Origin of the sequence: Bacillus sp. FSL W8-0920, assembly GCF_038593215.1 — a bacterium.
Lineage (GTDB): Bacteria > Bacillota > Bacilli > Bacillales > Bacillaceae > Bacillus > Bacillus pumilus.
On sequence record NZ_CP151974.1, the window covers coordinates 3484728 to 3506682 of the forward strand.

The following is a 21955-nucleotide window of genomic DNA, read 5'->3' on the forward strand; positions in this document are numbered from 1 at the left end:
GTAAATAGGAGTGAAATAAATGAGCGAACAACATACAACCAATGAAGCAGCTCAGACACTAGACGGCTGGTATGCACTTCATGATTTTAGAACCTTTGACTGGACAGCTTGGAAGCTGCTGACAAGTGATGAGCGCCAAGTGATTCTTCATGAGTTCACAGGTCTATTAGAAAAATGGAAAACAGCTGAGCACGATAAGGCTGGAAGCCAAACAATCTATAGTATTGTCGGCCAAAAAGCAGATATTATGCTCATGATTTTGCGTCCAACCATGGAAGAACTGGGTGAAATTGAACTTGAATTCAACAAGACACGATTAGCAGAGTTTACGATCCCAGCTTATTCGTACGTTTCAGTTGTTGAACTTAGCAACTACTTAGCAGGAGGCGGAGATGGCGGAGACCCTTACGAGAACCCGCATGTACGTGCACGTCTATACCCAGAGCTCCCTTCTTCTCAATACGTGTGCTTCTATCCAATGGATAAAAGACGTTCCGGCAATGACAACTGGTACATGCTCTCTATGGATGAGCGTAAATCACTCATGAGAAGCCATGGCTTAATCGGCCGCAGCTATGCTGGTAAAGTAAAGCAGATCATTACAGGCTCCGTCGGTTTTGATGATTATGAGTGGGGCGTCACTCTTTTCTCTGACGATGTGCTTCAATTCAAAAAATTGGTTTATGAAATGCGCTTTGATGAAGTCAGTGCACGCTACGGCGAATTTGGTTCCTTCTTTGTCGGAAACCGATTAGCAAACGAGCAGCTGGCATCTTATTTTCATGTATGATAAACTCTTAAGGCTTCGGATCTTTCCGAAGCCTTTTTATGTATTTTTTTAGAAGGGTGATCACATCATGAAAAACTTCCCCATCGCTATTTTTGCATTAACGCTCGGTGCGTTTTCGATTGGTATGACTGAATTTGTCATCAAGTGTTGGAACAATAACTAGACATGTATAAACCTTTTGTCTTTTGCTTGTTATACTCTTTTCTGTATATACTGCATAAACCATCAAACCTATTGAAATAAAGACATAGTGTAAGACCCATAAAGAAAGAACTACATGATGTGTTTGCCATTGAGAAAATTCCGTATACGGCCCTCAGCAATGCAGTTAGGATGAACATCATTTTATTTCTTTAGCCTACTTTCAATAAATTGAAGTGTGTCAGCTGCTATTCTCTTTCTAGATAGAACAATTCCAGCATGCCCACAACTGTATACGTGCCTTTTAGGTTGATTCCAGCTATTCCACAGAGTATCAGCATCGTTTATGTCGATATACATGTCATATTTTCCTGATATTAAGAGTACATTTTCTTTGTCTATGAGAAGTTTTGCTTTACTAGGGTTCATAATGTCCCAAGCTTTGTCGAGTTCTTCATACGTTGTTCCATGTTCCTCCAGATCTCTTCGTATATACTTCCCAGGAAGAGTGTTCCAGATGGAATGCGCAATATTATTCGCATAAAAAGCTGATACAACAATATTCACGTCTTTCTCGACTGTTGCTAATAAGTTTGTTAGCCACCCTCCTAAACTAATACCAACTACGATTATTTCCCCACCTTCATTTTCCTTAATCCATTTAATCAGCCCTCTAAGTTCAACAATAGCTTGCTGGGAGGATTGCACTGTTCGACTGATATTGGCGCTAATCATGTGTTCACCTGAATATGTTGAATTTTGTGGTTCCCTATCGAAATGATAAGGCAGCGTGTAGTAATACATATTCCAATCATAATTTTTAACGATTTTATCGTGATAAATCTTCTTAATCCTGTCGTATGAATCCATGCGCCATCCATGTACGAAGATTATATTGGGCTTGTGCTTAGACTCTTTTCGTAAAAACACTTCCCCAGTAACCTTGTCATTCCTATCTACACCAGATCTGATGCTTGAATGAAAAGAAAATATCCCACTTTTTAAGTTTGCTGTATGGTTATTGATTTGAAATTCTAAATCAATTGGCTGAGCACTAAAAAAATGATCCCTATTACCAACGTCAATAGGCAAATTATTATAGTGACTTTCTTTGCTCCTTGTTCTGTGCATATCCATTAATGCTGCGTAATCTATTACTTTTAAAAGCTTCAAAAGAATTAACTCCTCTAATCTCAAATTATTACTATAAAAAAAGGTTATTTTTTTAGAAACATGAGTTTAAAGATTAATATAAATCCACAATCAACAAACTCACATCAGCCATAATACCTTATTAACAATTCACATTTTTATAAATATATTTAGTCTGTTTAAGATATCTTGGAATACAGAATTTTATTTTCTATATATGCCCTCAGCCATTATCGGGAATGCCGGCGGTGCAGCGCTTGGCGGTCTTGCCATCGAAATCACACATTTACAGCTTGTTCCGTTATTTGCTGCAGCTGTAACCTTCATTGGACTTATCATTACGATCATGAGCTATCAGTCAGATAAACGAACAAAAAGGGCCTGAGTCAGGTCCTTTTTTACTTCACCACGGTCATTTCTGGCTCTTCTATTTGTTTCACACGTTCCTGAATGGGATGAGAAAAAGAGTGCCCTGATAAGACGATATGAGATACTGTTTTTGTAAACCCAGACACTGCCTGAATAAAGGCTTCAATTTCTTCAAGGGAAGCGACTGACAGCTTAATGAAAAAGCATGACTGCCCTGCCACTCGATAAGCAAAAAAAGCGCGTGGGTGCTGATTCATAAAAGCCACAAAACGTTGATACTCCCCGTTTAGCACTGTGACTTCCAGCAGGCAGTCAATCATAAGCCCTAATTTTTTATAGTTAACCTGAACCGAATACCCTTCGATAATCCCTGCATCTTCTAATTTACGCACTCTTTCTGCTACCGCAGGGGCGGATAAATTGACTCGTTTGGACAACTCCCTCATAGATAAGCGAGCATCTTTTTTTAATTCATTTAAAATATGCACATCAACATCGGTGATTTTCATTCGTACCTCTCCTATCCAAAAATCGTTCCATTTGAAAAGTATTTTATGATAATACTTATGATGCGAAATGTAAAATAAAACTAAATAATGGTAGAATTTATTTTAACGGAATTGAATGAAAAAGCAAGTATGGAGGGATCACCTGATGAAAGAATCTTTAGACAGCCAGGCTTCTAAAACATTTCCCATCACACTTGCCATTGCGCTCACACTTGGCGTCTTTGCGGCGGGATCGGAAGAACTGGTGATTTCACCACTGCTGCCTGATTTATCAAACTCTTTTCAGCACTCTCTTGATATTCTCGCCCTTTCCATCAGCATTTATGGGTTAGCTGTGCTGGTTGGAGCCCCGCTGCTTGTTCCTTTAGGGGACCGGTATTCAAGGGAGCTATGCCTGATTATCGGGCTTTCTTTCTTTTTGATTGGCACCGTAATGTGTGCGGCTGCCCCGAATCTGGCCGTATTTTTTGCAGGCCGTGCTATTTCTGGGCTGGCGACCGGTGTATTTGTGCCAACAGCCTATGCGCTTGTGGGTGACCGGGTTCCTTATGAATATCGAGGCAAAGTGATGGGGCTCATTGTGTCGAGTTGGTCTCTTTCTCTTGTCCTTGGTGTACCAATTGGCGCCTTCATCGGGCAGAGTTTAAACTGGCGATGGACCTTTTGGATTTTCGCCATCATGAGTCTCATTGTCCTGCTGCTCGTCATCCTTGAATCTCGTAAACAAACCGCCACAGCGAATACAGGAACACCTCAAGCTAGGGAGAAAGCTGGCTCTTTATGGGGAGCTTTGAAAATTGATCGTGTCCCCGCCTATTTGACCGTGACATTTTGTAATATGCTTGGATTTTATGGCATGTACTCGTTTTTAGGAGCGTATCTACAAAGTTTGTTTTCTGGAGGGCAATCGACGGCAGGACTTCTGATCATGGCTTACGGTGTCGGTTTTTCCATGAGTGTATTTACAGGGAAATTAGCAGACTGGTTTGGCAAAACTCGTTCTCTTTTCTTTGTGCTGGGCGGCATTACGCTCGTTCTCGCCTTACTTCCTTATGCTCCTTTCTCATGGACATTGCTGATTTTTGCCCTATTTATTTGGGGTGCCATGCAAAGTTTATCTGTCACGCTTTTGAGCACTGTTCTAAGTGACTGCTCCCAAACCCACCGAGGCAAAGTGATGGCTTTTTACAGCCTTGCGTCCAATCTTGCCGTTATGCTTGGTTCCGCTCTTATGGGACCTGTCTATGTCCATTTCGGCTATCATACGGTAGGGCTTGTATGTGCTCTCGTTACGCTTGTTGGTTTTCTTATTAGCTTCGTCAGCTATAAACGTGAACGAACCTTACAGCAGAAACATAAAAACACATTTGAAACGTAAGTTCAATTCACTGCACATCTAGGTATGTGCAGTTTTTTAGATCAATTTTTAATATCATCATAAAATACATTTTTTATAAATTTTGTTGACAATTGCCAATTTTATTTTTTATAATCTAGTAAAAATTTGAAAAAGATTGGATGGTAAACATGATCTTAAAGAATGATGTTTTTCATTTCAAAGAAGAGCCCATCGTTTCACCTAAGATGTTTACAGTCAATACACTAGGCCCTAAGGGGACAAGCAGTGAATACGCAGCAAAACACTTCATCTCTCATTCCACCACTACTCTCGGCACTCATACGAAACTATCCCTTTATGACACATTCGAAACTTGCATTGAACATACTCTCTCTCACGCACTCCAATACACTCTCGTTCCACACGCATACGAAGGAATCAAACACTTCTACATGAGACCTGACCTGCAGCTCTTACAAATTTTCAGATGTGACACACCCATGTATGGCTTGGCTGTCAGACCAGATTTTCCATTTCAAGAACAAATGCTCCACCATTTAAAAATTGTCTCTCACCCTGCACCTGTCAATTTGATTCAATATTTCATTCACCAAAATGCTGAATTTGAGCTAGTCAATTCGACAAGTACTGCCGCACAAAAAGTAAGAGACGGCGAATTTGATTTCGCTTTAACCAATGAGGTAGCCAGAGCCACATATGGCCTCACCTTCGTTCGAACGTTTAAAAGTATTCCTATGAGCTGGTCCATATTCGGAAAAGGAGAGATATAATATGCAAACTGAACAAAAGACGCAAGAACAATATTTTCCACAAGCCAAAAAAATAGAATGGGAGAATGGTGTCACACAATATTCCACGGTCAGAGGTGATACGGAAGTGCTCATCTCATACATCCCTCCTCACACGATCATTGAACCTCACGAGCATCCCGAAGCACAAATCGGCATCGTATTAAAAGGCGAGCTTCAAATGACAGTCGGCCCATCGATCCAATTACTCACCCCTTTAGAATCAGCGTATATCGCACCACCTTTTGTCCCTCACGGCGCTTCTAACCTGACAGATGAAGAAGTGATTGCTATTGATATTAAGAGATTAAAAGATGGCGAAGAATACACGGCGCCTCCTACTTATTTCTTAGACATTTTCAAAACACGAGATTTACTTCCTGGCATGGAAGTGACCTTTTTTGTTGAGGATTGGATGGAGCTCATGATAGCCAACATTCCTGGAAATGGCGGAGAAATGCCTTTTCACAAACACCGGAATGAACAAATCGGCATTTGCATTAGCGGAGGTTATGATATGACGATTGAAGGCTTTACAGAGAAAATGGAATTTGGTACGACCTACTTTTGTGACCCTAGGGAAGACCACGGTGCGATAAATCCAAAGCCGGAAGCATCAAAGTCTATTAATCTCTTCTTCCCTCCCCGCTATAATCGGTTGAAGCCAAAAACGTCTAAGGTGAAGAAATGAACCTCGACGGAAAAGTCGTCCTGATTACAGGAGGTGCATCGGGAATTGGGCTTGCCGCAGTCAAGCTTTTCCTTGAGCACGGAGCAAAAGTTGCAGTGGCTGACATCAATGAAAAAAGTGGCAAACAGCTCGTCGAATCATTGGCGCACGAGCATGTTGCGTTTTTCAAAACAGATATTACAAATGAGTCTGACTGTCAAAAAACCGTTCAGTCTGTGCTGACCCAGTTTAGGACAATCGATGTGCTGATTAACAATGCAGGCATTGAAATTGTCTCTCCCGTTCACGAGATGACACTAGAGGATTGGAACCACATTGTACAGGTCAACCTGACGGGTGTATTTCTCATGAGTAAGCATGCTTTGCCGCATATGCTTGAAAAGAAAAGCGGAAGTATTATCAATACCGGATCTGTCGGGGGTCTTGTCGGCTGGCCTGACATCCCTGCCTATAACGCAACAAAGGGCGGTGTCATCCAGCTCACCAAATCGATGGCGGTCGACTATGCCGCCCATCAAATCAGAGTGAACTGTATCGCCCCAGGCATTATTGATACACCATTAAATGAAAAATCCTTTTCAGACAATCATTCAGAAAGCCTTGAGGTTGTTAAAAAGGAAAAAGCAAAGGTGAACCCATTACTTCGTCTCGGAAAACCCGAAGAAATTGCGAGCGTCATGCTGTTTCTCGCCTCTGATCTATCCAGCTATATGACTGGAAGTGTTGTCACAGCAGATGGCGGTTACACCGCTAGATAAAAAGGAGTGCTTTCATTGAGTAAAAAAACCGTACTTGTCATTGCTGATCTAGGAGGATGCCCGCCCCATATGTTTTACGAAAGCGTGGCTGCATCGTATCATATCGTTTCTTATATCCCGAGACCTTTTGCTATTACAAAGGGACACGCTGAGCTAATCGAAAAATACTCTATTGCGGTCATCAAAGATCGAGATTATTTTGACAAAAACCCTTCTTTTGAACACCCAGATTCGATTTACTGGGCACATGATGATTATCTAAAATCCGAGGAAGAGGTGGTGGACGACCTAGTTCGCGTCGCTTCCTTTTTCAAAGCGGATGCGATCACCACCAATAATGAATTATTCATTGCACCAATGGCAAAAGCCGCTGAGCGACTTAGGCTGCGCGGCGCTGGGGTAAAGGCGGCTGAATTAGCGCGTGATAAAAGCCAAATGAGGGCTGCATTCAACGCGGCTGGGGTCAAAGCAGTAAAAACTCAGCCTGTCACGACTTTAGCTGATTTTCAGCAAGCCATTGAACATATTGGTACACCGCTTATTTTAAAGCCTACATATTTAGCAAGCTCCATTGGCGTGACCCTTTTTCATGACCGATCCGGCAGTGATGATCTCTTTTTAAACGTACAATCCTATTTGCAAACCATTCCCGTTCCAAACGCTGTGACGTATGAAGCACCGTTTGTCGCTGAAACGTACTTAGAGGGGGCTTACGAGGATTGGTATCAAGACGACGGCTATTCTGATTATGTCAGTGTAGAAGGATTAGTTGTTGAGGGTGAATATATCCCTTTTGTCATTCATGATAAGACCCCTCAAATCGGCTTTACAGAAACGGCTCATATCACTCCGTCGATCCTAGACAATGAAGCCCAGCAAATCATCATTGAGGCAGCGAGGAAAGCAAATGAAGGATTAGGTCTTGAAAACTGTGCCACTCATACAGAAATCAAGCTTATGAAACATCGAGAATCCGGACTGATCGAATCAGCAGCTAGATTTGCTGGCTGGAATATGATTCCGAATATCAAAAAGGTCTTTGGGGTGGATATGGCTAAGTTGCTGATTGATGTATTAGTCGATGGAAAAAAAGCTAATTTGCCAAAAGAACTACTTTCTGGACATACGCATTATGTAGCAGACTGTCATTTATACCCTCAGCATTTCAAAGAGAGCGGACACATTCCGCCTGAGGCCACACACATCACCATTGATCATGTGCATATTCCGCAGGACACTTTAGTTGGAGATACTGTCATCATCAGCGAATCTGTCCCACCTAAAGGAACCTTTGTAGATCTATCTTTATTTGAAGCATTTAATGGCATCGTGTCTCTTGAATTAAAAGGGTCGTCTTCTCAGGATGTTGCCGCCTCCATCCGTAACATTCAAAAGCAGGCAGCCATTCAGTTAATGGATGAATTAGTGAAGGGATAAGAAAGAGAGGATGTCGTGGTGAAGATCTTACCATCTAACATGATTGAACGGCTGCCAGAACAAAAATTTGGAACCGTATTTGAGAAAATTGCGCATAAAACACAACACGGAGCGAACATTGTGAACCTTGGTCAGGGAAATCCTGATCTTCCTACTCCGGCACACATTGTGAATGCCCTTCAAGAGGCAGCAGGCTCTTTGCAATTTCAGCAATATGCACCTTTTAGAGGCTTTGACTTTTTCAAGCAAGCCATTGCAGATTTCTACAGAAAGGAATTCGGCATTGAGGTTGACCCGAAGAAGGAAATTGCCCTTTTCAATGGAGGAAAAACAGGGCTTTATGTGATGAGTCAGTGCCTGCTTGATCCAGGGAATATTGCCCTCGTCCCCGATCCGGGATACCCAGAATATCATTCAGGTATCTTGATGGCGGACGCAAAGCCACATTGCATCCAGCTTGAAAAGAAAAATGGCTATTTGCCGAATTTCTCTTCAATTGATCCAGACGTGTTAAAAAAGGCAAAGGTGCTTTTCTTAAATTATCCGAATAACCCAACTGGTGCTGTGGCGAATGAAGCTTTTTTTGAAGAGGCTGCAGAATTTGCGTCCGCTCACGATCTGCATGTGATTCATGATTTTGCTTATGGTTCCTTTCATTATGAGCAAAAACCAGTGAGCTTTCTAAAGGCTCCTCTTGGGAAAAACGTAGGAGTGGAATTATATTCTTTATCCAAAACATTCAATATGGCAGGATGGAGAGTCGCTTTTGCTGTAGGCAATGAGGACATCATTCATGCCATTAACGCCTTCCAAGATCATGTGTTTGTCAGTATGTATGGTGGATTTCAGCATGCCGCCACCGTCGCTTTACAAAGTGATGACTGTCATATTCAATCATTGAAAGAAGTCTACATTGAACGAATGGCTTTCTTCATCCGTCAAGCGGAGAAGCAGCTTGGCTGGACCATTGAACGTCCAGCCGGCGCCTTTTATTTGTGGGCACCGATTCCTGATGATTTCGAGGATTCTCATACATTTGCCGACTATTTACTCGAGCATGCAGATGTCGTCGTGACGCCTGGGGGTGTGTTTGGAACACATGGAAGACATCATGTCCGCATCTCAATGGTGGCGCCAATTGAACAGCTTGCCCTTTTTATCGATCGGCTGCATATACTGCCGATTCGTTTTCAACAAAAAACCCGCATATAGCGGGTTTTTCATATTTATATACTTTTCATCGAACCACCATCGACAGATATTTGCTGTCCGGTGACATAGGAGGCTTCCTCTGATGCGATAAATGCCGCCAATGAAGCCATTTCACTCGCTGAACCTACTCTTTGCATCGGGATCCCTGACGCAACAGCCTGTACAGCTTCTTCCCGTGATAATGACTGCTCACGCATCATGTTTTCGATAAACTGTTCATATCGATCTGTAGCAATAAATCCTGGGTTTAAACAATTCACTGTGATCCCTGAAGGCGCAAGCTGTGTGGCTGCATTTTTACTAGCATTGATAATCGCTGCATTCATCATACTGTTCGTAAACATTTGATCACCAGGTTCCTTCCAAAGGTTCCCGACAATTTGAATGATCCGGCCATATTCATGTCTTTTCATCATCGCTGCCGCACGTTTCATCATATCAATGTACGCTAGGGCTTTCTGAGAAAATGCTGCCAGCATCTGCTCACATTCACATGAATTAAAAGTATCTGGCTTCCCTCCTGGAATGTTATTAATCAACACATCCAGTCTGCCAAACTCTTGATCTATTGCCGCAAAGGCCTCAGCTCGCACTCCTTCATGCGACATATCACCACAGAAAAGAGACACCGGCTCCTTTGTTTCTGCCATACGCTCAATATGCTGCCGCGCATCTTCTAGTAAGGATTGATTTCTAGAATTGATGATGACCTTTACATGGTCCTGGGCGGCAAGCTTTATGGCGATTGCCTTTCCAATCCCTGTACTTGCCCCTGTTACAAATGCAATTCTTTTAGACAAACTCATCCACATCCCTTTTCTGCTTAACTTAGAAAAATACATAAAATGACACTTACAGAATGTATTTCAACAAAAAAAGACCTTTCTCCTGCGAAAGGCCTTTGTTCTTTATTTAAATGTCGTTTCCCAATCAAATCCGATTGTCTCGTCATTCCAAGCGATTCTCTTTTCATCTGGGTTTTTCGGGTCATAGGATTGTGTCGTGAAATAGACAATTTGCAGCGGCGTCTCGCCTAGCACCCGGTAGCCATGTGCGACACCCTTTGGGATGAGGAGGAGCATTGGATTGTCTTCCCCCATATAATACACATCGGTTTGACCCTTTGTAGGAGAGTCCTCACGCAAATCGTATAAAACGACCTGAGCATGACCTGCTGGGAAAAACCAAACGTCATCTTGCTTTTCATGATAATGAAAGGCTTTGATCACACCTGGAAAGCTTTTCGACCACGATGCCTGCCCAAAACGTTGCAGCATGGGCTCATCATCTCGAATGAGCTCTGCAAAAAAGCCGCGATCATCACAATGTTTCATGAGTTTTTTCGTTTGTACACCATCAATCATGCTGATGCCATCTCCCTTCTTTCTGCAAAAATTCGTGAAGCGCATCCTTCCAATGTCTCGGCTTCCAGCCTGTGGCTTCAATCGCTTGAAGGTCTAACACAGAATAGGCTGGACGAGGTGTTTGGAAGCCGTACTCTTCTGTGGAAATTGGCTCAATGGTCGTAGACAGGCCGCTTTTTGTCACAATTTCTGACGCAAAGTCAAACCAGGAACAGCTTTCTCGGTTACTGACATGATAAATTCCTGCCTGTTGATCAAATAAATGAATGATGGCCTCTGCGACATCTTTTGTATAAGTAGGTGAGCCTATTTGGTCATTCACGATGCGCAAATGATCCTTTGTTTCTGCGAGCCGAAGGATGGTATTCACAAAATTATGTCCCTCATGTCCGTATAGCCACGATGTACGGATAATTTTCACTTCGTCTGATACAAGATGAAGCAATTCCTCACCAAGCTTTTTACTTTTTCCATAAATGGTGTGAGGATCTGGCTGTGCATCGACTTGGTAAGGCGTGTCTGCTTGCCCGTCAAACACATAATCTGTACTGACATGTAGCACATCAGCCCCTATGTTCTTAGCCTCCAGCGCTGTATAGTAGGCGCCAATGCCATTAACAAGATACGCCTTTTCCGTTTCTGTTTCACACTGATCTACAGAGGTATATGCTGCTGCACTGACAACAATATTAGGGCGAAAGTGTCTCATCGCGTGTCTGACTGCTTGCTGGTCTGCGATATTGAGCATGCTCCTCGTTAAGGCAATGACGGTGATGTCTTTCTCCTTGAGCTGTCTGCTCAATTCTTTCCCTAGTTGCCCGCCTGCACCGGTGATTAAAACTTTCATCCGTCACCCTTCTTCGCTCTGATCATATTTGGCATGATACCAATTGATCGTTTTTTCAATACCTGCTACAAATGATGTCTCCTGCGTCCAGCCAAGCTCCCGTTTTAGCTTACTGGCGTCAATCGCATACCGTCTGTCATGTCCTTTACGGTCTTCAACAAACGCAATACGGTCATGACTGATCCCGAGCTGCGTCAGAATGGTTTTGGTCAAATCGAGATTCGTTTTCTCGTTGCCGCCGCCAATATTGTACACTTGCCCAGCTGTTCCGTTTTCAAGGACCTGCTTTACAGCTCTCGCATGATCCTCTACATACAGCCAATCGCGAATCTGCTGGCCGTCCCCATAAATCGGGATCTTTTCTCCATTGATTGCTTTTCTAATAATCGTCGGTATTAATTTCTCTTCATGCTGATGCGGTCCATAGTTGTTGCTACATCTTGTGATCATTGCGGGTAATTGGTGAGTGTGGATATAAGATTTTACAAGCAGGTCTGAGCTTGCCTTGCTTGCTGAATAAGGATTATTCGGTGAAAGTGGTGTTTGTTCTGTGAAAGCAGGATCATCTGGCTCTAAATCTCCATATACTTCGTCTGTTGAAATATGAATAAGCTTTTTCGCCTTTCCTTTTAAGACCGCTTCAAGCATACGATAGGTACCGAGGACATTTGTTTGAATAAAAGGCTCTGCCGATTCAATACTGCGATCAACATGGGATTCCGCTGCAAAATGAATGATGGCATCATAGACTTCATCAAACGCTTGATCTAGCTCATGTTGAAGAGCGATATCCCCTTGAATAAAACGAAAATGAGACAGCTTTAATAATTCCTCCATCTCCTCTGGATGACTGGCATATGTTAACTTGTCAAAAACAGTGAGCCGGACATCTGTTTCCTGAAGCAACAGCTTCACAAAATTCAGTCCAATAAATCCAGCTCCGCCTGTAATTAAATAAGACTTCGTCATTCGTATCCCTCTTTTTTCTTCATCGTTTCAAACATTTTCGTCGATGCTTGGTGGAGAGATTCATGTGTTCCTGCATCAATCCACCACCCTTTTAACATATCATAGGTCAGCTGGCTATTTGATATATAGAGATTGTTTACATCTGTAATCTCTAATTCGCCTCGATCTGACGGCGAGATTTTCTCAATATATTGAAAGACTTCTTGATCATAAAAATAGATACCCGTGACGCAGTAGGATGAACGCGGATGCTCCGGTTTTTCCTCAATTGATAAAATTCGGTGGTGGGTGGCATCAATTTCTGCAATACCAAACCGCTTTGGATCTGCCACTTCTTTCAACAGAACCTTCGCTCCGCTTTCTTGCTGCTGAAAGGCTTCAACAAAAGGGGTTAGCGAATCCTCAAATACATTATCACCAAGCATTAGCACAAACTTTTCCCCTTCTACAAAGGGCTTTGCGTAGGATAAGCCGTCCGAAATTCCAGAAGCTTCAGGCTGGACCTGATACACAATGTTCATCCCTAGTTCCTGATCGCCTTCAAGTAGCTTTTGAAACAGCGGGATTTGTTCTGCTTGTGATATGACCATTACATCCAATATTCCCGCTTCTTTCAATTTGAACAATGACCAATAAATCATCGGATATGGGCCAACCGGCAATAAATGCTTATTGAAAATCTTTGTTAAAGGTGCCAGTCGTGATCCCTTTCCTCCTGCTAAAATAACTCCCTTCACATCTACACATCCTTATGTTCTTTTTGGTGATGATTCATGAGGTGTATAAGAATGTATTTCACTCGTTCGGTTCCTTTTCCATCAATGAGTGACCGTCCATTGAGATGGATGCTCCTGCGGAGAAAGTAGCTGCCGGATAGTCTGCGAGTAGCACGCCATATATCCTTTTCATCCACAAGGCGACCTAATCCAAGATGGTGACAGGCTCCCTTTTGTGCAAAACGAGTGGCTGTTACTGCTTGGTGGTCTACTTGCGAAAGGACAATGCTGGGCACTCCGATACAAACGGCCTCATATAACGTCATCCCGCCAGCAACAATCGCTAGATCGGCTTCTGCAAGACGGGCAGGTAATTGATCCGTATGACGAATGAATTGAATATGTGCAGCCTCGATTTCTTCTTCGATGCGAGAGGCTTTTCCTGTAACCGCTAGAATGTGTAAATGGCAGGCTTCGAGAAGTGCTGATACAGCCTTTGTTAATAATCCGCTTGGATCACTGCCTCCAAGGCTGATCACCACCTTCTTACATTCTTTGCGAACCTCATATGAGTCTTTTAATTTGCTGATCTCGTGATCTAACAATAAATAAGGTGTTCCATAAAAGTAGTCCGTTCCATTTACTTGCAGGTGCTTTTCATCCAGTCCACCATAAATGCCGTTTACGACAGCATCAGCAAGCTGGCAAGCTTCTGTTCTTTCTTCTTCAAATAAGACCAGTTTTGCATTTCTGGAGGACGCTTTGATCGATCGAAGGAACTGAAGGTCACAATCAAGGACATCGATTAGCAGAAGATTAGGATTTAGCTCTTTTATGTCCTGCTCCATTTGAAGGAATACGTTTGATTCCTGCACCAAATGAACGTGCCATGCTGGATGCGAGAGCATTTCTACACAAATCTGTTCATTTGTATAAAAATATAAGTCGTTTCCTTCTTCAATCAGTTCCTTTGCCAGCCGTTTCATTCTAACGACATGCCCCATCCCTCTTAAAAAACCACCGTACACAACAATCATGATTTTTTTATTCATTCAGCATCCTTCTGTCTCACAAATTGATTCAACCGAACAATATTAGGGTCTTGTTCACAAATGACGATAAGCTCAGCCGTAGGCACAGTAATAGATCCACCGGCTTTCTCAAGTAAACGGGTAGCAAATACATAATCTTCTTCTGTATCAATCGTGAATCGATAAGCAGGATATGCGAGTTCTTTGGGCGGTGTGAATAATTGCAGTTGAAATCGATCAGGATGCTTTCGGATATACAGCGTGACATGCTCACGCTCCGGCTGCGTAAGGGGAAAATTGTCGATTTTACGTAAAATGGATGCGTCGATCATTTCCCCGGAAATACCGAGTGGCGTTCCAGTCGTATACGTATAATCAGCCTTCTTCCGTCTATGTTCTTCAAGCATTTTCGACAAAAGCGCCGGATCTATAAATGGATTATCTCCCGTTAAACGTACAATGGTTTGTGGTTCAAAATGTTGAGCTATCTTTGCGAATCGCTGCAATACATCCATCTCACTGCCACGAAATACCTTATAGCCCTTTGATAAACAATAATGAGCCAATAGATCATCTTCTGCTTCGACTGTTGTGGCGATCATGAGGTTCTGCGTTTTGTGATTGTAATGATCTGATTGCTTTACCCGTTCAACGATGAAATCGATCAATGCCATACCTCCGATCGGCTTCATCACCTTTTTTGGCAGTCTTGTTGAGCCCATTCTAGCCTGTATGACAAAGAGCACATCATTGATCATTTGTAGACTCCTGCATGAGCACATCTTTCCACGAAACCCCTGTATGGGCTGGAATGTCTCTGACAGCCTTGACGCCAAGTAAAATCTCCATGTACCGCGGATGCAGACCTTGGCTTTTTTGTCCTGGACGTAATACGGCTAGATTTTCTTCGGTCAATGTCTCGCCCTTTGCAATCCCTTTTGTCGTAAAAATCCCTCGATACGCAAATTCACGAATCTGCCCTTCAATGGCTGTTGTCGTTTTAAAAGAACTGCCAAGGAGCTCCTCTGACACAGAATGAGCGTCTGTTTCTGATTGATTTCGGTCCTTTTCTGCCGCTCGAATATGCTGAACCATTTCCTTTAATTCTTCGGGATCGAGTGCAAAGGAATGATCGGCGCCAGGCAGCGTCTTATCTATCGTAAAATGCTTTTCAATCATGGCTGCCCCAAGCTTCACAGCAGCAACAGGAGCTTCAGTAGGATGCTCACTATGATCGGAAAAACCGATGACTGCCTCAGGAAAAGCGGCGGCTAAGGTTTGGAGCACACGAAGATTCGTATAAGCTCTAGGTGCTGGATACTTTGCGACGCAATGCATGATGGCGACCTGATCGTTTTGCACGCTTGTAACCGCCTCATATGCTTCATGAACATCTGCAATAGTGGCTCCGGCAGTTGAGAAAATGATGGGCTTTTGAAAAGAAGCTGTGTGACGCAAAAGAGGCAAATGATTGATTTCATAGGATGCCAGTTTGAAAGCTGGTGGATCGGTTTGATTTAATAAATCCGCAGATTCTTCGTCACACACTGTGCTTAAAAATATTAGCCCTTTTTCCTCACAGCGGGTTAATAACACCGGCAGCCATTCTGGCGGCAGCTCCATTTGTTCGACTAAGGAAAAAATGGACACCTCTTCCCCCTTGGCTGTTTCGTATAAACCCGGTTCCTTTTGATACATCCGATCAGCTTGGAACATTTGAAACTTCACTGCATCGGCACCTGCTTCTTTTGCCACATCAATTAAAGCAAGCGCCTGATCCAGCTTTCCATCATGGTTAATGCCTGCCTCTGCAATGATAAAGACAGGCGCACCATCCCCCACTTTGCGATCTCCAATGTAGAAATGCGCCATCTTACCTCTCTCCTTTTTTCGGCCATACATGGTAATACAAGAAGGCATTTGTTGTTCTAAATCCCATCTTTTCATACAGCTGAATGGCGGTTGTGTTATGCAGCTGTGTTCCGGCAGAAATAAAACGATGCCCTCTCTCATAAGAGACCTTCATCATCTCAATAAACAGCTTTTTCCCGATCCCTTTTCCTTGTACATCCGGTCTAATCGCAAACAGCTCAAGCGCCAGCTCATCGCCCTTGGTCATCCCTTGTATCAAGCCCACGACTTCATCGTTCACCTTTGCTACGATATTGATATCTGCACGTCCGAGCACATTATTTCTCATCCATTCTTGATAGAAATGCTGGACGACATTCTGGTCTAAAAATGGATCGAGGGCATACCGGCTTTTCACAAAAGCCTGATAAGCGAGTGACACCGCCTCATCGTATTCCTTTTCATCCGGCTGACTGATGACCACATCTTCACCTGTTGATGGCATTTCCATGTGAACAGGTGGCGCTTCAAGACGAGTGAGACCGCCCACATAGTACACATGTGACAGCTTTTGGACGATGCGGTTTTTTTCAACATCCGCCGCTTCAAGACGTAAAAAGAAAAAATCGCATTTTTCTGTTCTCATCCAATTGATGAAGCGCTCCATCAATTCCTGAAAAGCAGATGCTGACTCAGCTTCCGCAAACTTCACATGAAAAATATGCTGATCAAATATGCCGCTTTCCCATTTTGACCAGTCGTATAACAGCACTGCTTTCAGCTGGGCGCCACTGACAAGACCAAACTGTTTGAAGCCTTTCATTTGTTCAATTTGTTGACCGTATTTCTCAATCCAAGCGGACAGCACCTGATCGTCTATTGCATGAACGGCCTTCATGAAGATGCCTTCTGTTCTTTTAAAATAGACAGCACCGCAGTGATGACATCCTGCACATCTTCATCTGTCATACTTGGATAAAGAGGCAGTGAGAGAGTCCGCTTGTAGTACGCGAGTGACTCAGGGAAATCCTCTGGTGAATAGTGATAGGTTTGTTGATAGTATGGATGCAAATGAACAGGGATAAAGTGAACACTCGTGCCGATTTTATAGTCCTTTTGCAGCTGATCAATCAGCTCATTGCGTGTGATGAATGCTTCTTTCGGGTCCACTTGCAGTACATATAAATGCCATGCATGTCTTCCCTCATGATGGACTGGCGGCAGGATCAGCCCTGCTTCCTTTTGAAATGCTTGATTGTATGCTTTTGCAATTTGTTCTCTCCGTGCCTGCATATCATCTAAACGGCTTAGCTGAACAAGCCCTAACGATGCCTGCACATCAAACATGTTCATTTTATAGCCAGGTTCCTCGACCTCGTAGTACCACGTTCCTTTTTCTCCATAACGATTCCATGCTCCTTTGCTCATCCCATGGAGTGCTAGTCTTCTGATCCGAGCGGCAAGTGCATCATCATTCGTCGTCAGCATGCCGCCTTCTCCGGTCGCTATATTTTTCGTCGCATAAAAACTAAAGGCAGTCGCATCACCAATCGAACCAACGGGCTGACCGTGGTACGTTGTGTAAAGAGCATGAGCGGCATCCTCAAGCACAAATAAATCGTACTTTTTGGCAATGGCTAAAATCCGTTCCATATCGCACGATTGACCAGCAAAATGAACAGGGACAATCGCTTTTGTGTGTGGTGTAATCGCCGCTTCTAGTTTCTCTGCATCGAGGTTGAGTGTCGCTGGGTCAATATCGACAAATACAGGAGCTGCCCCTGTATGAATGATCGTATTGGCTGTTGCGCAGAATGTCAGAGGCGTTGTGATCACCTCATCCCCATTCCCAATCCCTCTTGCTTTTAAGGCTAAAAATAAAGCAGCCGTACATGAATTGACAGCGATCGCATGTTTTGCACCGGTCAGCTGCCGAAACTCTTCTTCAAACTGTCTGACTTTTGGTCCGGTTGACAGCCAGCCGGATTTTAATGTTCCAATGACTTCGTCAATTTCTTCCTGCTCAATCAACGGCAGGGCATAAGGAAGAAATTGTTCTCTCTTTTTTTCCATATCGCTTGCACACCCCTATCCTCATCTCTGAAAATCCACACCTGTTTTTGTTTGAAGCAGAGAAAGCAGAACATCGGTCGATCGCGCATGCGGATAATGTTGTTTAATGAACTCAGCTCCTTGCCTCTTTGCCAGCTTCATTTCTTGATCATCCGACAAAATACGAATGGCTTTCTCAGCCAGTTCAACAGGGTTTTCCATATGATAGCTGCCAAGCGACTCGTAATAAGGGTATCTTCTGCCTTCTGTCATTTTCCCGATCAGCACACTCTTTTCAAACAGCATCGCTTCAAGGCCGACGGTTGATGTGAGCGTAATGACCATATCCATATAAGGCAATAGGTCATACAAGTCGATTTCTTTTTTAATCAATCTCACATGATTTCCTGCTCGTTCAATGGACACATACTCATTTAATCGGTTTCGGGCAATTTCCCACGGATGCGGCTTAATGATCAACTGAATGTCTTTCCGTTTTGCAATCGTTTTAAGCACATCACCATAGAAGGCTTCTGAAAACGGCTGCGTTGCCACAAGCACGGTCTTTTTGGCAGGATTGAAGTTCAATTTTCGAAAGACCATTTCCTGTTGAAGCGGCGTTCGATCCTTCACCAAGTCAAACCTCGGATGACCTGTGATCTCCACCTGTTCCGGCTGACAGCCTTTGTGTACATACCAGTCTTTTTCATACTTTCCAAACACCCCGTGACACGTCGTGAAAATCGGCAAAAAGGCTTCGTCTCCCATCAGTGCGCCGTGCTGAAGACAGATACTCGTGAGCTGGCGTTTCACAGTTTGCAGTGCAAGTACGCGGCTGTAAGCATCCTCCGTTGTCCCCACAATAATGGCTGCAATTGGTTCCATCTGAAATAGCACTTCTGTCTGGTCAATCACATCAATAAATTGCACAATGTCCTTCCGAAGCTTTTCTCTAAAAAAGACATTGCCAAAGACGGGGTGCTTTGCGTAAGGTTTAAGGAGAGCATTTGCTTTCTCAATATATTCAGCATGGGCTTCTTTATTAACCTCTCCCGCTAATTCCGGCTTGCTGATGACCGGTAAACCGAAATAGTCTGCCTTCTTCCAGCGAGCAAGCACCACCGTTTGACTCGGATGGAACCGCGTGTAATTTTGTTCAGTAAAACGCAGATGTTCAAAGTGAAGCAAGACCTTTCCATTCGCCGGACGATAAGCAATACGCTTGATCTGCTGCTTATGTTGATCAAAAAATGGCTGAATCTCTTCCGGCAATGGACAATCGGTTGTCAATTCTTGACCGAATGCTTCATCCTCCATACGTTCCCTTACTTCAGGACTGATATATTGATAGAAATTGCTGATCAACCCAAGAGGAATTTGTTGATAGGACAAATCCTTCATGAGATTCACATACTCAAAATACACCTGCCAATAATGATGAATATAGTGCGACACTTCAGGTCACCTCCCATGTCTTTGCTTTAATATATGGCGGAGCTCCCAGCAGGTAGACTGCTCAGGAAGTGCTTGAATAAAGGCACTTTTCTCTTCTTCCGCCAATTGATAGTGAATCGACTGTTCTGTGATGTAATTTGTATCTAACACTTCATCATAGGGATAGAACGGATAAAAATGATTTAATCGAAAAAAGAACCGGGCATCCCCTATTCGATAAAAATGCGGACTCTCGTCCCAGTAAGACCCAAATTCAGCATGAATTTTTGTTAAAATAGAAGCACGATGAACGACCGAGCAATGATCTATGGCACAAGGTGCATTCCATTGCACCGTTTGCGCAGGTCGAATCGTTTCCTTTACTGGATCTTTATTGCTATTTAAATAGATTACTTTCGATGCAGAATAGACAATATCTTCACCTGGTCGAGCATCTAGATAATGTGTGAGCTTTTCTAAACGGTCCGGGGCATAGACATTGTCATCTGTGGCATAGGAAATATACTCGCCCTTTGCTAGTTCTAAAGCTTGATTAATGAGGACGGCGTATCGGGTTTTCGCTGTTCTCTCCTCCAGCGATTTGACACCGCTTTGGATAAAATGAACACGGGGATCTTTGCGAAAGGGCTCAATCGCGGCAAGGGTTTTTTCATTTGAACCATCGTCCATGATAAATAGTTCAAAGTCTGACAGTGTCTGCTGCAAAACCGCTTCAATCGATCTGCCGACGTAAGCCGCCTTGTTGTAGCTCGTCATAATGACAGTTACTTTTGTCAAAGTTTTCACCTCGGTCTCTTTCAAACTATGTTTATCATATGTGTCTCCTCTTAAAGAGACTGTAGAGTGACCTATTTTTTATAAAATTGTATTTTTTTAATGATCTATCTTTGAAAAACGCGAACTTTTTGGTAATATAAGTAATCATTTATGTGTATTAAAGGAGTAAAGAACATTGGAAGCTATGAAGAATGATCACTCCCAACAAGAGGAAGTAAAAGGTTTTTTTCGATTTTTCAAAATTTTTGTCGCAACAAAAACGATTATTCGCTCATATCAACATTCCTATATTCCCATTTGGCTGATGATGCTCCTTGCAAGTATCGCTGGTACAGGCTGGGTCTACGAAGGGTATTTTAGCGAGTATATGGGCAATCATATTCCATTTCCTTTTATTTTGTTACAAGGTGCGGGATATGGTATTCTCGCAGGCAATCTCGGTCTATTTTTCGGTGTACTCATCCTAAAGTGGTTAGGGCGTCTTTTTTTCGGCAGTCAAACGGCATATCGAGATGTACTCAAAGCCTTCACACTGACGACCTTTTTCCCTTCCGCTTTATTTGCACTCAGTTGGATTTGCACGATTGGAATGCTTGGTCCGTATACGTTTGTCAAAATCTCACCCTATTTAGATCAGCATTTTGAGGTATGGTATTATCTCGATCTTTTGACACTGATTGATGCTTATGCAAAGACGTGGATATTTGGAATGACTGTTTTAGGCATTGTCGCTGTGATGAAGCTGAAATTATGGCAAGCCTTCCTCATCGTGATCACACCGCTTGCGGCATGTTTTCTTATCATTACTCTTTTATTTGGTGTCCAGCGCGCTGTAAATTGGATGATGTAAGGCCTGACAAAGAATGCGAGGGTTTGCCCGCGCCTAAGGAACTGCACCACAGTTCCTTTTTTTCGTTCAATGTACATATTCTCCCCTCCTGTCTCATAGTGTGAAAGAGAGAAAGAATGCTATGGAAACAACAGGTGCTCAAGCGCCTTCTGTTTAGAACACCATGAGGAAAGAGGAGGAACGTTATGAAATTGAAAAATCAATTTGGGCAAGGTTCGGGTTTCGAAGGTCAAGATTTTCGCCAGCAACAATATGGAGCAAATCCGTATCCTGCGCAGCAGATGGGTTATTCAGTCCCTCCCCAAACGCAGGGTCAAATGCAAGGACAAATGCAGCAGGGATTTTCACCAATGCCGTCTACTGGTTCTTCACCAGGGGGGCAGGGCACGCAGAGCGGCGGGCAGCCTTATCAAATTCCTTCTGGACCGATTTATCAGCAGAATGTCACTGGTCAGCTGCCAATCGAGCAGTCCTATATTGAAAATATTTTACGATTGAACCGCGGCAAGGTAGCCACGATTTATATGACGTTTGAGGCAAGTAAGGAATGGAACTCGAAGATTTTCAGAGGCGTCATTGAAGCTGCAGGACGTGACCACATTATCATTAGTGACAACAAGACAGGAACACGATACTTACTATTAACGATCTATCTTGATTACATTACGTTTGATGGGGAAATTCAATACGACTATCCATACTCCATGTCCACGTATTCTCCGAGGTAGATAACGCACATATCGCAAAAGCAAGGAGCAGGCGCCCTTGCTTTTTTCTTTTGATTAGGTTTTTGTCACACCTCTAGGGCGCTCGTCATAAGATGCCTAGTAGTTTTT

At 43.2% G+C, this 21955-nt stretch carries 24 protein-coding genes; 10 read left to right on the forward strand and 14 right to left on the reverse strand.

The genetic code is table 11. The features are described from left to right. Positions 1–19 precede the first annotated feature (19 nt). The gene (gene hemQ / locus NSS78_RS17950; protein ID WP_309216063.1) at positions 20–790 is read left to right on the forward strand and encodes a hydrogen peroxide-dependent heme synthase; all 771 of its coding nucleotides are present in this window, start codon (positions 20–22) and stop codon (positions 788–790) included. A gap of 345 nt (positions 791–1135) precedes the next feature. On the opposite strand, the gene NSS78_RS17955 is transcribed toward hemQ, so the two are convergent. Beyond that, positions 1136–2104 (reverse strand): alpha/beta hydrolase family protein, encoded by a 969-nt coding sequence (locus tag NSS78_RS17955; RefSeq protein WP_106918397.1) that lies wholly within the window; start codon positions 2102–2104, stop codon positions 1136–1138. Positions 2105–2300: 196 nt separating this feature from the next. Between NSS78_RS17955 and NSS78_RS17960 the strand changes: the two genes are divergently transcribed. Next, positions 2301–2468 carry a hypothetical protein gene (locus NSS78_RS17960; RefSeq protein ID WP_233421712.1) on the forward strand — a complete coding sequence of 56 codons (168 nt, stop codon included), beginning with the start codon at positions 2301–2303 and terminating at the stop codon, positions 2466–2468. 13 nt (positions 2469–2481) lie between these two features. On the opposite strand, the gene NSS78_RS17965 is transcribed toward NSS78_RS17960, so the two are convergent. Beyond that, the gene (locus NSS78_RS17965) at positions 2482–2961 is read right to left on the reverse strand and encodes an Lrp/AsnC family transcriptional regulator (protein ID WP_327839483.1); all 480 of its coding nucleotides are present in this window, start codon (positions 2959–2961) and stop codon (positions 2482–2484) included. Between the two features lie 145 nt (positions 2962–3106). Here NSS78_RS17965 and NSS78_RS17970 point away from each other — a divergent pair, with 145 nt between their 5' ends. The 6 genes from NSS78_RS17970 (at position 3107) to NSS78_RS17995 (ending at position 9207) form a co-directional block, all read left to right on the forward strand. Next, complete coding sequence (locus NSS78_RS17970; protein ID WP_050944482.1) at positions 3107–4339, forward strand: MFS transporter; 1233 nt, start codon at positions 3107–3109, stop codon at positions 4337–4339. A gap of 149 nt (positions 4340–4488) precedes the next feature. Beyond that, positions 4489–5091: a hypothetical protein gene (locus NSS78_RS17975; protein ID WP_003215386.1), complete on the forward strand. Its 603-nt coding sequence runs from the start codon at positions 4489–4491 to the stop codon at positions 5089–5091. Between the two features lies 1 nt (position 5092). Beyond that, positions 5093–5800, forward strand: a complete 708-nt coding sequence (locus NSS78_RS17980) for a cupin domain-containing protein (protein ID WP_327839482.1) — start codon at positions 5093–5095, stop codon at positions 5798–5800. Further along, positions 5797–6558, forward strand: a complete 762-nt coding sequence (locus NSS78_RS17985) for a glucose 1-dehydrogenase (RefSeq protein ID WP_106029500.1) — start codon at positions 5797–5799, stop codon at positions 6556–6558. The genes NSS78_RS17980 and NSS78_RS17985 overlap by 4 nt, the downstream gene beginning before the upstream one ends. Positions 6559–6573: 15 nt before the next feature. After that, on the forward strand, positions 6574–7995 hold the full coding sequence (locus NSS78_RS17990; protein WP_327839481.1) for an ATP-grasp domain-containing protein: 1422 nt from the start codon (positions 6574–6576) through the stop codon (positions 7993–7995). An 18-nt stretch (positions 7996–8013) separates the two neighbouring features. Further along, entirely contained in the window at positions 8014–9207 is a 1194-nt protein-coding gene (locus NSS78_RS17995) for an aminotransferase class I/II-fold pyridoxal phosphate-dependent enzyme (RefSeq protein WP_342468239.1), read from the forward strand. A gap of 14 nt (positions 9208–9221) precedes the next feature. Here NSS78_RS17995 and NSS78_RS18000 read toward each other — a convergent pair whose 3' ends face one another. The 12 genes from NSS78_RS18000 to NSS78_RS18055 form a co-directional block, all read right to left on the reverse strand. After that, complete coding sequence (locus NSS78_RS18000) at positions 9222–10013, reverse strand: SDR family oxidoreductase (protein WP_342468240.1); 792 nt, start codon at positions 10011–10013, stop codon at positions 9222–9224. A 102-nt stretch (positions 10014–10115) separates the two neighbouring features. Further along, a complete protein-coding gene (locus NSS78_RS18005) occupies positions 10116–10571 on the reverse strand; it encodes a dTDP-4-dehydrorhamnose 3,5-epimerase family protein (RefSeq protein WP_342468241.1) in 456 nt (151 codons plus the stop codon). Beyond that, positions 10564–11418, reverse strand: coding sequence for a dTDP-4-dehydrorhamnose reductase (gene rfbD, locus NSS78_RS18010; protein WP_003214612.1), 855 nt, complete (start codon positions 11416–11418; stop codon positions 10564–10566). The genes NSS78_RS18005 and rfbD overlap by 8 nt, the downstream gene beginning before the upstream one ends. 3 nt (positions 11419–11421) lie before the next feature. Continuing rightward, entirely contained in the window at positions 11422–12387 is a 966-nt protein-coding gene (gene rfbB, locus NSS78_RS18015; protein ID WP_342468242.1) for a dTDP-glucose 4,6-dehydratase, read from the reverse strand. Then, positions 12384–13124 carry a sugar phosphate nucleotidyltransferase gene (locus NSS78_RS18020; protein ID WP_050944489.1) on the reverse strand — a complete coding sequence of 247 codons (741 nt, stop codon included), beginning with the start codon at positions 13122–13124 and terminating at the stop codon, positions 12384–12386. Before NSS78_RS18020 ends, rfbB begins: the two co-directional genes overlap by 4 nt. A 2-nt stretch (positions 13125–13126) precedes the next feature. Then, positions 13127–14155 carry a glycosyltransferase gene (locus NSS78_RS18025; protein ID WP_137054235.1) on the reverse strand — a complete coding sequence of 343 codons (1029 nt, stop codon included), beginning with the start codon at positions 14153–14155 and terminating at the stop codon, positions 13127–13129. Then, positions 14152–14892 (reverse strand): glycosyltransferase family protein, encoded by a 741-nt coding sequence (locus NSS78_RS18030; protein ID WP_342468243.1) that lies wholly within the window; start codon positions 14890–14892, stop codon positions 14152–14154. Before NSS78_RS18030 ends, NSS78_RS18025 begins: the two co-directional genes overlap by 4 nt. After that, positions 14882–16006 carry an N-acetylneuraminate synthase family protein gene (locus tag NSS78_RS18035; protein WP_327839477.1) on the reverse strand — a complete coding sequence of 375 codons (1125 nt, stop codon included), beginning with the start codon at positions 16004–16006 and terminating at the stop codon, positions 14882–14884. The genes NSS78_RS18030 and NSS78_RS18035 overlap by 11 nt, the downstream gene beginning before the upstream one ends. Before the next feature lies 1 nt (position 16007). Further along, positions 16008–16883, reverse strand: coding sequence for a GNAT family N-acetyltransferase (locus NSS78_RS18040; RefSeq protein ID WP_327839476.1), 876 nt, complete (start codon positions 16881–16883; stop codon positions 16008–16010). Then, positions 16880–18058, reverse strand: coding sequence for a DegT/DnrJ/EryC1/StrS family aminotransferase (locus NSS78_RS18045; protein WP_113387471.1), 1179 nt, complete (start codon positions 18056–18058; stop codon positions 16880–16882). The genes NSS78_RS18040 and NSS78_RS18045 overlap by 4 nt, the downstream gene beginning before the upstream one ends. 21 nt (positions 18059–18079) lie before the next feature. Continuing rightward, entirely contained in the window at positions 18080–19492 is a 1413-nt protein-coding gene (locus NSS78_RS18050; RefSeq protein WP_327839475.1) for a CDP-glycerol glycerophosphotransferase family protein, read from the reverse strand. A 6-nt stretch (positions 19493–19498) separates the two neighbouring features. Then, positions 19499–20269, reverse strand: a complete 771-nt coding sequence (locus tag NSS78_RS18055) for a glycosyltransferase family 2 protein (protein ID WP_327839474.1) — start codon at positions 20267–20269, stop codon at positions 19499–19501. A gap of 184 nt (positions 20270–20453) precedes the next feature. On the opposite strand from NSS78_RS18055, the gene NSS78_RS18060 reads away from it, so the two are divergent. Further along, positions 20454–21119 (forward strand): YIP1 family protein, encoded by a 666-nt coding sequence (locus NSS78_RS18060; RefSeq protein ID WP_223251281.1) that lies wholly within the window; start codon positions 20454–20456, stop codon positions 21117–21119. Positions 21120–21304: 185 nt separating this feature from the next. Then, positions 21305–21847 carry a spore coat protein GerQ gene (gerQ, locus tag NSS78_RS18065; protein WP_003215192.1) on the forward strand — a complete coding sequence of 181 codons (543 nt, stop codon included), beginning with the start codon at positions 21305–21307 and terminating at the stop codon, positions 21845–21847. Positions 21848–21955 lie beyond the last annotated feature (108 nt).

What these genes read in the sequence shown, in the direction of transcription:
- rfbD (WP_003214612.1), bottom strand. Translation starts at nt 11,418, where the DNA reads ATGAAAGTTTTAATCACCGGTGCAGGCGGGCAACTAGGGAAAGAATTG.
- NSS78_RS18005 (WP_342468241.1), bottom strand. Translation starts at nt 10,571, where the DNA reads ATGATTGATGGTGTACAAACGAAAAAACTCATGAAACATTGTGATGAT.
- NSS78_RS17985 (WP_106029500.1), top strand. Translation starts at nt 5,797, where the DNA reads ATGAACCTCGACGGAAAAGTCGTCCTGATTACAGGAGGTGCATCGGGA.
- NSS78_RS18000 (WP_342468240.1), bottom strand. Translation starts at nt 10,013, where the DNA reads ATGAGTTTGTCTAAAAGAATTGCATTTGTAACAGGGGCAAGTACAGGG.
- NSS78_RS17980 (WP_327839482.1), top strand. Translation starts at nt 5,093, where the DNA reads ATGCAAACTGAACAAAAGACGCAAGAACAATATTTTCCACAAGCCAAA.
- NSS78_RS17970 (WP_050944482.1), top strand. Translation starts at nt 3,107, where the DNA reads ATGAAAGAATCTTTAGACAGCCAGGCTTCTAAAACATTTCCCATCACA.
- NSS78_RS18035 (WP_327839477.1), bottom strand. Translation starts at nt 16,006, where the DNA reads ATGGCGCATTTCTACATTGGAGATCGCAAAGTGGGGGATGGTGCGCCT.
- NSS78_RS17965 (WP_327839483.1), bottom strand. Translation starts at nt 2,961, where the DNA reads ATGAAAATCACCGATGTTGATGTGCATATTTTAAATGAATTAAAAAAA.
- gerQ (WP_003215192.1), top strand. Translation starts at nt 21,305, where the DNA reads ATGAAATTGAAAAATCAATTTGGGCAAGGTTCGGGTTTCGAAGGTCAA.
- NSS78_RS17960 (WP_233421712.1), top strand. Translation starts at nt 2,301, where the DNA reads ATGCCCTCAGCCATTATCGGGAATGCCGGCGGTGCAGCGCTTGGCGGT.
- NSS78_RS18025 (WP_137054235.1), bottom strand. Translation starts at nt 14,155, where the DNA reads ATGAATAAAAAAATCATGATTGTTGTGTACGGTGGTTTTTTAAGAGGG.
- NSS78_RS18045 (WP_113387471.1), bottom strand. Translation starts at nt 18,058, where the DNA reads ATGGAAAAAAAGAGAGAACAATTTCTTCCTTATGCCCTGCCGTTGATT.
- rfbB (WP_342468242.1), bottom strand. Translation starts at nt 12,387, where the DNA reads ATGACGAAGTCTTATTTAATTACAGGCGGAGCTGGATTTATTGGACTG.
- hemQ (WP_309216063.1), top strand. Translation starts at nt 20, where the DNA reads ATGAGCGAACAACATACAACCAATGAAGCAGCTCAGACACTAGACGGC.
- NSS78_RS17975 (WP_003215386.1), top strand. Translation starts at nt 4,489, where the DNA reads ATGATCTTAAAGAATGATGTTTTTCATTTCAAAGAAGAGCCCATCGTT.
- NSS78_RS18040 (WP_327839476.1), bottom strand. Translation starts at nt 16,883, where the DNA reads ATGAAGGCCGTTCATGCAATAGACGATCAGGTGCTGTCCGCTTGGATT.
- NSS78_RS18030 (WP_342468243.1), bottom strand. Translation starts at nt 14,892, where the DNA reads ATGATCAATGATGTGCTCTTTGTCATACAGGCTAGAATGGGCTCAACA.
- NSS78_RS18060 (WP_223251281.1), top strand. Translation starts at nt 20,454, where the DNA reads ATGAAGAATGATCACTCCCAACAAGAGGAAGTAAAAGGTTTTTTTCGA.